Below are 12,623 nucleotides of genomic sequence, written 5' to 3'. Positions count from 1 at the left end.
TATGCGTTACCTTCCCCTCCTCCTGCTGTGCGCCGCTTTTGCGGTGCAGGCGCAAGTACCCGGCCAGGTTGTCGCCAGCGGCACCGTGGCCGATGAAGCCAGCAAGACCGCCGTATTGGCCAAGCTGCGTGAAGTCTATGGCGCCGACAAGGTGCTGGACCAGATTACTGTGGGCCAGGTCACCACGCCGGCCAACTGGGGCGACTATGTGCAAAAGCTGATTACGCCGGACCTGAAACAGGTCAGCCGCGGCCAGCTCAAGATCGACGGTACGTCTGTCAGCGTGCGCGGCGAAGTTGCCAACGAAGCGCAGCGCCAGCGCATTGCCAGCGACTTTGCCACCCGCCTCAATCCTACCTACACCGTTACCAACGGGCTGCGCGTCTCGGCGGCCGACCAGGGCGTTCTGGATCGCACGCTGGCCAACCGTATCGTCGAATTCGAAAGCGGCCAGGCCGTGCTGACGCCGACCGGCAAGGTCATCCTCGACGAAATGGGCGCGGCCATGCTGAAGCTGAAAGGCCAGAAGGTGGAAATCATCGGCCATACCGACAACGTGGGCCTGCGCACCAGCAACCAGAACCTGTCGCAGGCGCGCGCCGAAGCGGTGCGCAACTACCTGGCCGGCAAGGGTATTGCTGCTGAAACCCTGGTCGCATCCGGCTCCGGCCCGGATCGTCCGATCGCCAGCAACGATACCGTGGAAGGCCGTGCACGCAACCGCCGTATTGAATTCCGCATGGCGCAGTAACCGAGGAGATAACCATGTTTAACGCAGAAACCCTGCTGGCGCCGATCTCGCCAGCGCAACCGGCTGGCGACGACCTGTCCTTCTCCAGCGACTTCGACGCCATCGCCCAGGCGCGCCGTTTCGACGACCCGTCGCTGGAACAGGGCGAGTGGGTCACCGAGCTGAAAGAGGCCGACTGGTCCTTCGTCGTCAAGCGCTGCAGCGCCCTGCTGGGCGAAAAGAGCAAAGACTTGCGCGTGGCGGTCTGGCTGACGGAAGCCGCAGCCAAGCAGCATCGCATGCAAGGCCTGGGCGAATCGTTCCGCCTGCTGGCTGGCCTGATCCGCGAATTCTGGAACAGCGGCCTGTATCCGGAGCCGGATGGCGACGATATGGAGCAGCGCGTCGGCAACCTGGCCTGGATCCTGGGCCGCACCCCTGCCCTGCTGCGCGAAATGCCGTTGACCGAAGGCCAGGGCACCGCTTTTTCCGCCATCGACTTCGATATGGCGCGCAAGCAGGCCAGCCTGCCGGAACACGCGCGCAATACCGATTGGCCAAAGCTGGCCGATATGGAAACCGCGCGCTCGCGCAATTCGCCGCGCTTCCGCGAACAGTTCGCCACCGATGCACGCTATTGCATGGATGCCCTGAAGGAACTGGAACAGGTGTCCGATGAATTCCTGGGCAATGACAGCCCGGGTTTTGCGGCAGCACGCGATGCGGTGCAGGCCATGATCGATGCCATGCCGTCGCATGCAGGCTTGCCGGCGACGGTCAGCACCCCGCTCGGCGTGGCGCCGGCGGGCGAGCAGATCATCATTGCGCAGCCAATGGCTGGCATCGCGCCACAGGCCAGCGGCCCGGTCGTCTCGCGCTCCCACGCCATCACGCAATTGCGCGAGATCGCCAGCTTCTTCCGCCGCACCGAACCGCACAGCCCTGTATCGTACTTCGCCGACAAGGCTGCCGATGCCGGTGAACAGGACCTGCACACCTGGCTGCGCAGCGTGGTGAAAGACCCCAACTCGCTGCAGCATATCGAGGAGATGCTGGGCATCCCCCCGTCCAACTGATCAGACTACGCTGTAGCTGAAATTCCCCTGCTGGTCGGCCGCTACTTCGATGCGGCCGATCGCACTTCCCTCCGCCATCTTCGCCAGCACCGCTTCCGCAACCTCGGGCAGCAGCGTGCCATTCAGGATATTGTCCACGTTACGGGCGCCGGAATCGACTTCGGTGCAACGCGCCAGCACGGCTTCCACCAGCGTATCGTCGTAATGGAAGGTCGCCTTGTGGTTGGCGGCCACGCGCTGGCCGATGCGGTCCAGTTTCAGGGTGATGATGCTGGCCAGGACGTCGTCGCCCAGCGGGTAGTACGGCACCACTTTCAGGCGGCCTAGGAAGGCTGGCTTGAACGCTTTCACCAGTTGCGGGCGGATCGCCGCTTCCAGTTCTTCCGGCGACGGCATCTCTTCCGCTTCCTTGTTCAGGCAAGCCTGCATCATGGTTGCTGAGCCGACGTTGGAGGTCAGGATGATGATGGTATTGCGGAAGTCGATTTCGCGGCCTTCAGCGTCATCCATCACGCCCTTGTCGAACACCTGGAAGAAGAGCTCCAGCACGTCCGGGTGGGCCTTTTCCACTTCATCCAGCAGCACCACGCTGTACGGGTTGCGGCGCACCGCTTCAGTCAGCACACCGCCCTCGCCGTAGCCGACGTAGCCTGGCGGCGAGCCTTTCAGGCCGGAGACGCTGTGCGCTTCCTGGTACTCGCTCATATTGATGGTGACCATCTTGCGCTCGCCGCCGTACAGCGCATCGGCCAGGGCCAGCGCGGTTTCGGTCTTGCCGATGCCGGATGGGCCGACGAACAGGAATACGCCTTTCGGTTTGTTCGGATCGTCCAGATTGGCGCGCGCCGTGCGCACGCGCTGCGCCACCGCTTCGATGGCGTGCGGCTGGCCGATCACGCGCTCTTCCAGCGCCGGACGCAGCTTCAGCACGGCCTGGATTTCGTTTTTCACCATCTTGCCGAGCGGGATGCCGGTCCAGCCGGCGACGATTTCCGCCACCACGTTGCCGTCCACCTGCACCGGCACCATCGGCGCTTCGCCTTGCAGCGCGCGCAGTTCCTTCAGCAGGGCCTGGATGTCATGCGCTTGGCTCGCTGCGCCGCCAGTATCGTCGCCCCCCCGCCTGCCCGGCGGCCGCCTTCTCGACATTGGCACGCGCCTCGCCGATCTGGGCTGCGATTGCCTTTTCCTGCTCCCAGCGCGCTTGCAGCGCCGCCAGTTCTTCCTGCGCCGCGCTGCGGCTGTCGGCCAGTTCCTGCAGGCGTTCTTGGTGCGCACCGCCGCCAGCCAATTCGCGCTCCAACGCGCCAGTTTCCGCAGCAATGCGTTCCAGGCGGCGCTGCAGCGACTCGATCAGGGCCGGCGTGGCGCTCTGGCCCAGCGCCACTTTGGCGCAGGCGGTGTCCAGCACGCTGATCGCCTTGTCCGGCAGCTGGCGGCCCATGATATAGCGATGCGACAGGCGCACGGCTTCCGTGATTGCCTCGTCGAAGATGCGCACATTGAAATGCTGTTCCATCAACGGCGCCATGCCGCGCAGCATGGCGCAAGCCAGTTCCTCGCTCGGTTCTTCAACCTTGATGACCTGGAAGCGGCGCGCCAGCGCGGCATCCTTCTCGAAGTACTTCTTGTACTCGCCCCAGGTGGTGGCTGCGATGGTGCGCAGCTCGCCGCGTGCCAGCGCAGGTTTGAGCAGGTTGGCCGCGTCGTTCTGTCCGGCCTGGCCGCCGGCACCGATCATGGTGTGCGCCTCGTCGATGAACAGGATGATCGGCGTCGGGCTCTTGCGCACTTCGTCGATCACGTTCTTCAGGCGGTTCTCGAATTCGCCCTTGACGCTGGCGCCGGCCTGCAGCAGGCCCATATCCAGGGTGTGGATCGACACGCCTTTCAGCACATCAGGCACGTCGCCCTGCGAAATACGCAAGGCCAGGCCTTCCACCACGGCAGTCTTGCCGACGCCGGCCTCGCCGGTCAGGATCGGATTGTTCTGGCGGCGGCGCATCAGGATGTCGATCGCCTGGCGGATTTCCGCATCGCGTCCGATCACAGGGTCCACCTTGCCGGCGCGTGCGCGCTCGGTCAGGTTGGTGGTGAACTGGTCCAGTGCCGGGGTCTTGCCGGCCGGCTGCTGCATCTCGCCGACCGGGTCACCGCCCAGCGAGCCTTCGCCGCCGGTTCCTGCGGCGCGCGTGGCAGCTGCCGCCTCGGCTTCTTCCGAATTGGCGGTCAGCTTGTCCAGGTGGTGCTTGATATCGTCCGACTCGAAGCGATGGAACAGCGCCGAGCTGCGGTATGCGAGCTGCGACAGTTCCGGGTCCGTCAGCATGGCCTGCAGCAGGTGGCCGCTGCGGATGAAGACTTGCTGGCCGGCCTGCAGGTCGAGCGAGGCGATCAGCCAGGCGTTTTCGAACAGTTTCGGCAGGCGCGCCGAGAATACCGGGGTGCGCGCGTTGCCGCTGCGGAAGCGCGCAATCTCGGCCTGCAGGTCGGCTTGCAGGCGGCTGGTGTCGACTTCGAAATGGCGCGCCAGCGCCACCATGTCGCTGCGCGGATTTTCCAGCAATGCCAGCAGCAGGTGTTCCTGGTCTACTTCATACTGGCCAAGGCCGACGCAAATGCTGGCCGCGCGGGTGGCCGCATTGCGGCAGGTGTCGTTCAATTTCCCGATCAGGGTTTTCAGGTTGATGCTCATCGAGCGGTCCTCACATTGTTAATCCATGGATGAAGTAGCGGACATCGGTGCGGTCTTCATTTGCACCCTCGTCCGGTATAAAACTGTCCCAGCCCAGCCGCGCACCGGCGCCAAGCGACGCCCCGCAGACGTCTTCGGCGCGCAGCACCAGGCAGATTTCGTATTCCAGCGACACGCCGGTGAACATCGTCAGCAGCTTTTCCAGCGCACGTGCCGCGGTGCCGCCGGGCAGGAAAGCGTCGAAGTCGGTGCGCCGCAAAGGGCCGATGGTCAGGCGCATGCGCAGGTCGCGCTGCCAGACGCGCGAGCCGATCATGGCAGTTGCGCCCAACTGCGCCTGCACGCCCCCCAGCACGGTCTGCTGCAGCGCCGGCACAGTGCACCAGCAGCCGACGAACTGGGTTGCCGCGATACCTACGCGGAAGTACTCGCCCAGCACGCGCGCCATGGTCGACGCCGAGGCCGGGCGCTGGCGCAGGGCCGTGGCAAAGTAAGCCAATGTCTCGTCACGCACTTCGCCGGAAGCCCGGGCGTCGCGACCGGACAGCCTTTGCGTCAGACCCTTGTTGCCAAGCCCGCCCAATGCCAGCAGCAGCGGCAGGAAGCGGTCCTGCCCATCGACCTGGTACTTGAGTTCCAGCCGGTACTTGCGCCAAGCCTCGTAAAACAGCGACAGCGAACGCGTCGAAAACGCGTCGAGGAAGGCACGCGGCCCTTCGTCTTTGGCGTATAACTGGTGCGTCGCGATGGATTCCGTGTAATGGGACGGCAAAGCGCCGGCGCTGCCCAGGAAGCCCATGAAATTAGGCGTCATGCGCAGGTAGCGCAGCTGCTTGCTCTGCAAGGCGTCGGTCAGGGCCGTCGCGGTAGGCAGGATTTCGCGCGGTTCGGGGTGCAGCGACTCGAGCTGGCTGGCCGGGAAGCGCAGCGTAACCGAGTTCTGGAAGCGCATGAAGTTCGCCACCGCGCCCTCCTGCGCAACGCCATTGCGGCGCAGCCATAGCTCGACCATCCGCACCGCCTGGAAGAACTGGAAGCGGAACGGCTCGGCGAACAGGCGCTCGATTACAGCAGGCTCAAATCGCCGCTTCGCGGTGTGCATCGCAACAGCTCCTCCCCAGTCCTCTCGGCCACGACGACCAGTTGCGTAAAGCTGTTGGCATGCACGTACAGCCCCAGGAAGCGTTCGATCACCTGGGCGAAAGCATGGATGCCGCTGCCGACGAATGCCTCTTCATCGATTGTCAGCCGAACTTCCATGCCGCGCACCACGCAGGCGAACGGATTCCCCGCCAGCCAGGCATTGGCCGGCTTGTATTCCACCGATTCCAGGCCGCGGATCTGGCGCTGTGTGGAGGCGGAGCGCGGCAGGTCGTAGAGTCCCAGCATTTCCTGGAACGCTTCCAGGCCGCCGCCGGACAGCGACAAATGATTCAGCGACAGGTGCGACACCAGGCGCCAGTGCGCTCCGTGCCCGCGGTCGAAGCGATGGGAAGGCGTCGGCTTGCGCAGGAAGCTGATGCTGCGCACGCTGGAGCCGCCTTCCAGGAACAGGTCGCCGCCGCGCAGGCCGTAGGCCAGCGAAGCCGGCAGGTCGCGGTTGGTGCAGCTCAGTTGCAGGCTCAGGGTGTCGGTTTCCACCGCCGCCGGATCGAAGTCGATATCGACGATGGTGATCTCGGTTTCATAGCCGGGGCTTTTGTGCGCCATCTGTTCATCGCGCCGCATCACCCAGTAGTGGCCATGCTTTTCCGGCGTTTCGCCGTGGCGCAGCGAGTAGAACGGCCGGAATTCCACGATCGATTCGCCCTGCGGCGTCTGGCGCACCATGCGCACCGCATCAATGGCATACACCTCGTAGGCATAAGCGCGGCGCGCATCGGCCAGCACCGGATAGCTGGCGGCGGTATGCGAGATGCGAATCGGCTCGCCGCGCTGGCGGAACAGGTTGACCACCGGCGTGCAGCCCAGCAGCAGGTTATTGGTGCTCAGCGTGGACAGCATGCGCGCCACATGCGAATCCGGGCGCAGGCCGGTCATGGCGATATGCAGCGTCAGGCGCTTGGTGCCGATCGGCAGCAGCGCGCACAGGGCCGCCAGGTCAATATCGAAGAAATTGAATTTCTCGGGGAAGCAGAAATATTCGGTCAGCAGGCGGTATGCCTGGTGCGAGCGCGCCGAAAAGTCGATCAGCGCATCTTCCTCTTCAAAGCCGGCCGCGGCGACGGGAATCCGCGCCAGCGGCAGCCAGCGGCCGTTGCCGTCGCACTCGACCCAGGCCTTGGCGCTGCGCATGAACAGCGCATCGCGCAAGGCGGCGCAGAACGAAGGCTCGCCGTCGATGAAGACGCGCAGGCTGGACACCTCCATGGCAGGCAGGCCGATCTGCTCGGACAATGAATCGAGCGTGATCGCCAGCCCGGCGCCGGCCCCTGGCGGCAGCTGCACCGCTTCCGGCGGCGCCAGCGCGGCCGTAAACGAGGCCCGGCTCAACTCCAGCGGCGCCACCGTCACCGGATAGGAAGTGCGGAAAGTACAGGCGACGCCGTTGACGGGCCGCGTGTTGAGCACCGTCCCGCGCGCAATCTCGCTGGCCGCAGTCAGCTGGGCGGCGGTAGCGGCATAGTCCATGCGTGCGATCGAGCAGGATGGAAACGGGCGCAGGTAGTGCGGATAAAGCACTTCGAAAAGCGCTTCGGTAAATTCGGGGTAATCGTCGTCCAGCCGCTTCGACACGCGCGAATTCAGCAACGCGAAGGACTGGATCATGCGTTCGATATGCGGGTCTTCGCATACCTCGCCGCCGATCAACAGGCGGCCGGCAATCTTGGGGTAGCGCTCGGCGAATTCGCGCGCATAGCGCCGCAGGAATCCTAGTTCGCGCTCGTAGTACGGCAGTAACTCTTCCAAATCAAGCTCCCGGCAGCGCGCGGCGTGCCTTGCTAATCGTGTATTGCAGGCTGGATGGTGTCAGGACCGCGTCGAAGTTGACCGGTTCCTGTGCTGCGTGCAGCACCAGCAACGCCGTAATGGCGAAATTCAGGCGGTCGATGCCGCCCTCTTGCATTTCAAGTGAAGCCCGTACATTGCGCAGGCGCGGTTCGTGCCGTGCGATGGCACGTTCCAGCCCCTGGCAAATGGCAGCGCGGTCGTCCGGGCTCGCCAGCGACATGCCGGCGAAATCGTTCAGCCCATAGCTGACGATGGAGCGACCGCACTCCGGAAAGCGTTTGAGCAGATGCTCAGGGATGACGGTGCGGGTATTCAGCAATGCTTCCAGGTCGCGCGCGACGGAGTCTTTCATCTCGTCGAGCGACATCCGGTAGACGGCCGCACTGCCGGAGCCGTCGCCAGGCTGGAGCAACCGGTCCATCAGCCCCGGTGCAAATCCCCTTACCGTCATTCAGTCCCCGCTTAAGCTACTTTGTTGGACGACAGGTCCCAGCCGCCCGAGGTGTTGCCACCGGTGCCGCCGTTGACTTTCTGCTGGGTGTACTTCCACTTGACTTTGGAGTACTTCAGCGAAACGTCTTCGCCCAGGATGTCGCCCTGGCGAACTTCTGGAGCCACGCTGGAGATCAGCACGTTTTCCAGTTCGATTTCGAAGTACTTGACGCGGTCGCCCTGGCCGTCAGCACGCATGAATTCGATTTTTGCTTTTGGCAGGGTTTTGCCCGAGGAGCAATTCTGCAGCAGCAGTGGCGAAGCCAGGTCGGCCAGCTTGGAAACAACGATATCGCGGTGCTCGGTGCGTTCCGCGGTGTGGCCGCCGCCAGTAGATGCGGTGGCCGACTTTGGCTGCAGGACTTCCCACTGGACGGATTTAACTTCGATCCAATCCTTGTGGGCGGTATCGGTGGACTCGCCTTTGATGCCGTCGATTTGCAGGTAAACGTCGATTGCCATGGTATTCCTTTCTGTGTTGAAAAATAAAAATTAAGACTTGGTCGATTGCGGCAGCTCCGCGACCAGACGGAGTGAGACGGACAGCTCGTCGAGCTGGAAGTGGGGACGCAGGAAGGACACAGCGCGATACACGCCTGGACGGCCAGGCACTTCAGACACTTGCACGTTAGCTTCACGCAGTGGGAACTGCGCTTTTTGCTCCTGGCTGGCGTTATCGTCCAACAGCACGTACTGGGTCAGCCAGCGGTTCAGGTAGTCCTCGACGTTGGCAGCAGCGGCGAAGCTGCCGATCTTGTCGCGCATCATGGCCTTCATGTAGTGGGCGATGCGGGACACGGCGAAGATGTACTGCAGCTGGGCCGACAGCACGGCGTTGGCGTTGGCAGCGTCGGTGTTGTACTTGCGCGCTTTCTGCGCGGACTGCGCGCCGAAGAAGGCCGCGTAGTCGGTGTTCTTGCAATGCACCAGCGAGATGAAGCCAAGGTCGCTCAGCTCTTTCTCGCGGCGGTCGGTAATAGCGATTTCGGTCGGGCATTTCAGCGCGACTTCGCCTTCGTCGGTCTTGAAGGTGTGGGTTGGCAGGTCTTCCACCAGGCCGCCGCCTTCCACGCCGCGGATGGCGGCGCACCAGCCGAAGTCTTCGAAGGCGCGGGTCAGGCGCACGCCGAAGGCGTAGGCGGCGTTACACCACAGGTACTTCTCGTGGTCGGTGCCGTCCACGTCTTCCACGTAGTTGAAGCCTTCCACGGTGGCACCGTCGGCCGGATTGAACGGCAGGCGGCCCAGGAAGCGCGGCAGCGTCAGGCCGACGTAGCGCGAATCTTCGGACTCGCGGAACGACTTCCACTTGGCGTATTCCACGGTATCGAAGACCTTCGACAGGTCGCGCGGCTTGCCCAGGTCGGAGTACGTCTCCAGGCCGAACAGCTCAGGCGAAGCGGAGCTGATGAAAGGCGCGTGGGCGGCAGCTGCCACGTGCGACATCTGCTCGATGAAGTACATGTCTTCCGGCTGGCGGGTGATTTCGAAATCACCCAGCAAGGCGCCGAATGGCGCGCCACCGAAGGTGCCGAATTCTTCCTCGTAGACCTTCTTGAACATGGAGCTCTGGTCGAATTCCAGCGCCCCTTGAAAGTCCTTGACCAGTTCCCGCTTGGTCGCGTTCAGCATCTTGATCTTCAGGCCGGTGCTGGTGGCACTGTTCTTGACCAGGTAATGCAGGCCGGTCCAGCTGCTTTCCAGCTTCTGGAATTCCGGCGCGTGCATGATGACCGACAGCTGCGAGGAGATCAGGCGGTCCAGTTCCGCCACACGGGCGTCAATGGTGGCGGCCAGGTTGTCCGACACCACCACGGTGCCGGCCATGACTTGCTGCGCCAGCTCGGCGATGATGTCTTTGGCGCGCGCGTGCTCGGTGGTCGATTTGGCGACCTTGCTTTGCTCGACGATCTGGTCAAGCAGGTTAACTTCCGCGGTGGCCAGTGCACCGCCGGCGTTCAGTTGGGCCGACATCTCATTCTCCTTTTTCGGACTTCTGGCCCAGTTCGGCCAGCTTCTCGGTGCTGCGCAGCACGTCGTTCAGTAAATCTTCCAGCTTGTCGTTGCCGGCCAGCTTGTTGCGCAGGTCGGCCAGCTTGTTGCGCGCTTCCAGCAGTTGACGCAGCGGTTCCACCTGCTCCACCACCGACTCCGGACGGAAGTCCGAAATGGCCTTGAACTTCAGGTCGACGCCGAACTGGCCTTCGCCGCCCAGCTCATTCGGCACGCGGAAGGCGGCGCGCGGTTCCACGCCCTTCATCACTTCATCGAAGTTGTCGCGGTCGATGTTGACGAAGCTGCGGTCCTTCAGGCGCTTTTTCTCCACCTCGGAATTGCCGCCGAAATCGCCGACAACCCCCATCACAAAGGGCAGTTCCTTGTTTTCGATTGCGTCGCCGATTTCCACGTCATAGGTCATCTGGACCCGTGGCGGACGGATTTTCTGCAGGCGCTTCTGGACGCTTTCGTTTTTGGACATGGCTTCTCCTTCTTTGGACTTGGTGGTTATTTCAGTGCGCCGAATGGGTCGGCGCTAGGGGTCGATGCAGGCGGTTTTACTGCCTGGGCCTTGCCGCGGACCGCATTGGTAGCGGCATTGACAGCGGCATTGTTGCTGCGGGCTTGCGGCTTTTTATCGGCATTCGGCACCAGCACGGATTCGCCCAGGCTCTCGCGCAGCAGCTTGGCCAGGTCCTGCGACTCGGTACGGATGGAACCGGACAGGTTGTTCTGGCGGCTCAGGTCTCCCAGCGCACGGGTCGACAGGCGCAAACCGGAAATCGCAATGATGCTGTTGGCCAGTTGGTCGGACGGATCACGTACCAGGATCTCCTGGGCGCTCACGATCGCTTCGCCATATTGCCCTGCGTCATAGCGGGACTGGGCGATGTTCACCCAAGGCGATTTGTCGGCGGGATATGCCGTGGCGGTTTCCTTCCACAGGGTGATGGCCTGTTCTTGTTTACCGGCCACCTTGGCTTCGGTAGCCCGGGCCAGCATGTCCTCCAGCTTCGGCTTTACCGTAGTGGCGACCTTGGGGCCGGTGGTCTGGCAAGCAGACAGGGAAGCAGCAATTGCTGCGATGCACAAAATGCGGGAGATAACAGTGATTTTTTTCATAACTAACCTCATCAAACGGACAAATAGCTTTTTTACAATAGTTGCGTGCGACGAACGTTAGCAGAAAAAAAATATTACCCACGCACAATTGAATCTCACCAATATTCACACCCCTGCGCACGATTGAGCCTTTTAATACAGGCTTTCCAAGGAGATGTTATTGTTCTGGCACTTACCAGAAAACAATTGTCAGAAGGATCATAGATGGCCAGCAAAGTGTTATGGGGGGAAGGTTTATTTCTGCGCCCTCAGCATTTCCAGCAACAGGACCGCTATCACGAGCACCGTTTGCATCGCAGCGTAAAGGCCGTGCACCCTTATGCGTGGGGCGTGGATCGCCTGTCCATCGACATGGAAGCCCTGGCGCATAACACATTGCGCCTGCTTGATCTGTCGCTGGTTTTGCCGGATGGGGAATTGGTTGAAGCGCCAGGCCATGACAGCCTGCCGGAATCAATCGACCTGGGCCAGCTCACGCAATCGCAGCACAGCGTGACCTGGTATGCCGCCCTGCCCGTGTTCAAACACTTCGGCGGCAACTTCGCACAAGCCGGACAGCCGTCGAACGGCGCCCGCTTTTCGCAAACCAATGCCGACACGCCGGACCTGTACACGCAGGCTGCGCAAGCCGAACTGGCCTACCTGAAAAAATCGCTGCGCCTGATGTCCGACGCCGAACCGCGCGAAGGCTACGTATGCCTGCCGCTGCTGCGCCTGCGCCGGCTGTCCACCGGCGGCTTCGAGCTCGATCCAGGCTTCGTACCGCCAAGCCTGACCATCCGCACTGCGCAGCCCTTGTACCTGCAACTGCGCCGCCTGCTCGATGCGCTGCAGGCCAAGGTCAATGCGCTGTATGGCCATCATCGCGAACCAAGCCGCAACGTGATCGAATTCCGCAGCGGCGACATGTCAACCTTCTGGCTGCTGCATACCGCCAGCACGGCCTTCGCATCGCTGTCGCACTACTACCATAACCCCGAGCTGCATCCGGAGCGCCTGTACGAGCAACTGCTGTCGCTGGCCGGCGCGCTGATGACGTATTCGCGCAGCTGGTCGCTGTCCGACCTGCCGCCGTATCGCCACGACGATCCAGGGCCCGCGTTCACGCAGCTCTACATGATCGTGCGCGAATTGCTCGATACCGTGATTTCCTCGCGCTACTTCGCCATCGCCTTGTCGCAACCGAAACCGGCCCACCACCGCGGCATGCTCGATTCCGGCAAGATCAGCGAAGACACCACCTTCTACCTCGCTGTCGGCGCCGAAATGCCGGCCGTCGAACTGGTGGAAGTGGTGCCGCTGCGCTTCAAGGTAGGCGCGCCCGACGACGTGGAAAAGCTGGTGCTGTCGGCCATGCCGGGCGTGCGCCTGGCACACGCGCCGCAAGTCCCTGCTGCGGTGCCGGTACGCCCGGACACCTGCTACTTCACGCTGGACTCCAAAGGCCCGCTGTACGAGCGCATGCTGCAGGCCCAGTCCATCGAAATCTATGCCCCATCCGGCATGCGCGAATTGCGACTTGAATTGATTGCTGTGAACTCCTGAACCAGAGCAGAAC

The 12,623-nt window shown here is 62.8% G+C and carries 10 protein-coding genes and 1 pseudogene; 3 read left to right on the top strand and 8 right to left on the bottom strand.

What is annotated here, in order from left to right; genetic code table 11:
* Window position 1: 1 nt before the first annotated feature.
* Both ACQ4MM_RS20870 and tssA read left to right on the top strand, forming a co-directional pair.
* Window positions 2–751, top strand: coding sequence for an OmpA family protein (locus ACQ4MM_RS20870; protein WP_431479154.1), 750 nt, complete (start codon window positions 2–4; stop codon window positions 749–751).
* 14 nt (window positions 752–765) lie between these two features.
* Window positions 766–1,806 (top strand): type VI secretion system protein TssA, encoded by a 1,041-nt coding sequence (gene tssA / locus ACQ4MM_RS20865; protein ID WP_431479153.1) that lies wholly within the window; start codon window positions 766–768, stop codon window positions 1,804–1,806.
* Here the strand turns inward: tssA and tssH are convergent.
* The 8 genes and pseudogenes from tssH to ACQ4MM_RS20825 form a co-directional block, all read right to left on the bottom strand.
* Window positions 1,807–4,501: pseudogene (gene tssH, locus ACQ4MM_RS20860) on the bottom strand (type VI secretion system ATPase TssH).
* Between the two features lie 10 nt (window positions 4,502–4,511).
* Window positions 4,512–5,603 carry a type VI secretion system baseplate subunit TssG gene (gene tssG, locus ACQ4MM_RS20855; protein ID WP_431479152.1) on the bottom strand — a complete coding sequence of 364 codons (1,092 nt, stop codon included), beginning with the start codon at window positions 5,601–5,603 and terminating at the stop codon, window positions 4,512–4,514.
* Window positions 5,567–7,411: a type VI secretion system baseplate subunit TssF gene (gene tssF / locus ACQ4MM_RS20850; protein WP_431479151.1), complete on the bottom strand. Its 1,845-nt coding sequence runs from the start codon at window positions 7,409–7,411 to the stop codon at window positions 5,567–5,569. Before tssF ends, tssG begins: the two co-directional genes overlap by 37 nt.
* Before the next feature lies 1 nt (window position 7,412).
* Window positions 7,413–7,874, bottom strand: a complete 462-nt coding sequence (tssE, locus tag ACQ4MM_RS20845; RefSeq protein WP_229204772.1) for a type VI secretion system baseplate subunit TssE — start codon at window positions 7,872–7,874, stop codon at window positions 7,413–7,415.
* A 41-nt stretch (window positions 7,875–7,915) separates the two neighbouring features.
* Complete coding sequence (locus ACQ4MM_RS20840) at window positions 7,916–8,407, bottom strand: Hcp family type VI secretion system effector (protein WP_431479150.1); 492 nt, start codon at window positions 8,405–8,407, stop codon at window positions 7,916–7,918.
* Between the two features lie 30 nt (window positions 8,408–8,437).
* Entirely contained in the window at window positions 8,438–9,919 is a 1,482-nt protein-coding gene (gene tssC / locus ACQ4MM_RS20835) for a type VI secretion system contractile sheath large subunit (protein ID WP_090442950.1), read from the bottom strand.
* Between the two features lies 1 nt (window position 9,920).
* On the bottom strand, window positions 9,921–10,424 hold the full coding sequence (gene tssB, locus ACQ4MM_RS20830) for a type VI secretion system contractile sheath small subunit (protein WP_431479149.1): 504 nt from the start codon (window positions 10,422–10,424) through the stop codon (window positions 9,921–9,923).
* Between the two features lie 26 nt (window positions 10,425–10,450).
* Window positions 10,451–11,065, bottom strand: a complete 615-nt coding sequence (locus ACQ4MM_RS20825) for a tetratricopeptide repeat protein (protein ID WP_431479148.1) — start codon at window positions 11,063–11,065, stop codon at window positions 10,451–10,453.
* A gap of 204 nt (window positions 11,066–11,269) precedes the next feature.
* Between ACQ4MM_RS20825 and tssK the strand changes: the two genes are divergently transcribed.
* On the top strand, window positions 11,270–12,610 hold the full coding sequence (tssK, locus tag ACQ4MM_RS20820) for a type VI secretion system baseplate subunit TssK (protein WP_431479147.1): 1,341 nt from the start codon (window positions 11,270–11,272) through the stop codon (window positions 12,608–12,610).
* The last annotated feature ends 13 nt before the right edge of the window (window positions 12,611–12,623 follow it).

The organism is Massilia eburnea, assembly GCF_050709955.1.
Taxonomy (GTDB): Bacteria; Pseudomonadota; Gammaproteobacteria; order Burkholderiales; family Burkholderiaceae_D; genus Rugamonas; species Rugamonas eburnea_A.
This window is presented reverse-complemented; position numbering and strand designations above follow the sequence as displayed.

Bases quoted from the DNA above. Each gene is read 5' to 3' on its own strand.
- tssA (WP_431479153.1), top strand. From the start codon at position 766: ATGTTTAACGCAGAAACCCTGCTGGCGCCGATCTCGCCAGCGCAACCG.
- tssG (WP_431479152.1), bottom strand. From the start codon at position 5,603: ATGCACACCGCGAAGCGGCGATTTGAGCCTGCTGTAATCGAGCGCCTG.
- tssK (WP_431479147.1), top strand. From the start codon at position 11,270: ATGGCCAGCAAAGTGTTATGGGGGGAAGGTTTATTTCTGCGCCCTCAG.
- tssE (WP_229204772.1), bottom strand. From the start codon at position 7,874: ATGGACCGGTTGCTCCAGCCTGGCGACGGCTCCGGCAGTGCGGCCGTC.
- ACQ4MM_RS20870 (WP_431479154.1), top strand. From the start codon at position 2: ATGCGTTACCTTCCCCTCCTCCTGCTGTGCGCCGCTTTTGCGGTGCAG.
- ACQ4MM_RS20840 (WP_431479150.1), bottom strand. From the start codon at position 8,407: ATGGCAATCGACGTTTACCTGCAAATCGACGGCATCAAAGGCGAGTCC.
- tssC (WP_090442950.1), bottom strand. From the start codon at position 9,919: ATGTCGGCCCAACTGAACGCCGGCGGTGCACTGGCCACCGCGGAAGTT.
- ACQ4MM_RS20825 (WP_431479148.1), bottom strand. From the start codon at position 11,065: ATGAAAAAAATCACTGTTATCTCCCGCATTTTGTGCATCGCAGCAATT.
- tssB (WP_431479149.1), bottom strand. From the start codon at position 10,424: ATGTCCAAAAACGAAAGCGTCCAGAAGCGCCTGCAGAAAATCCGTCCG.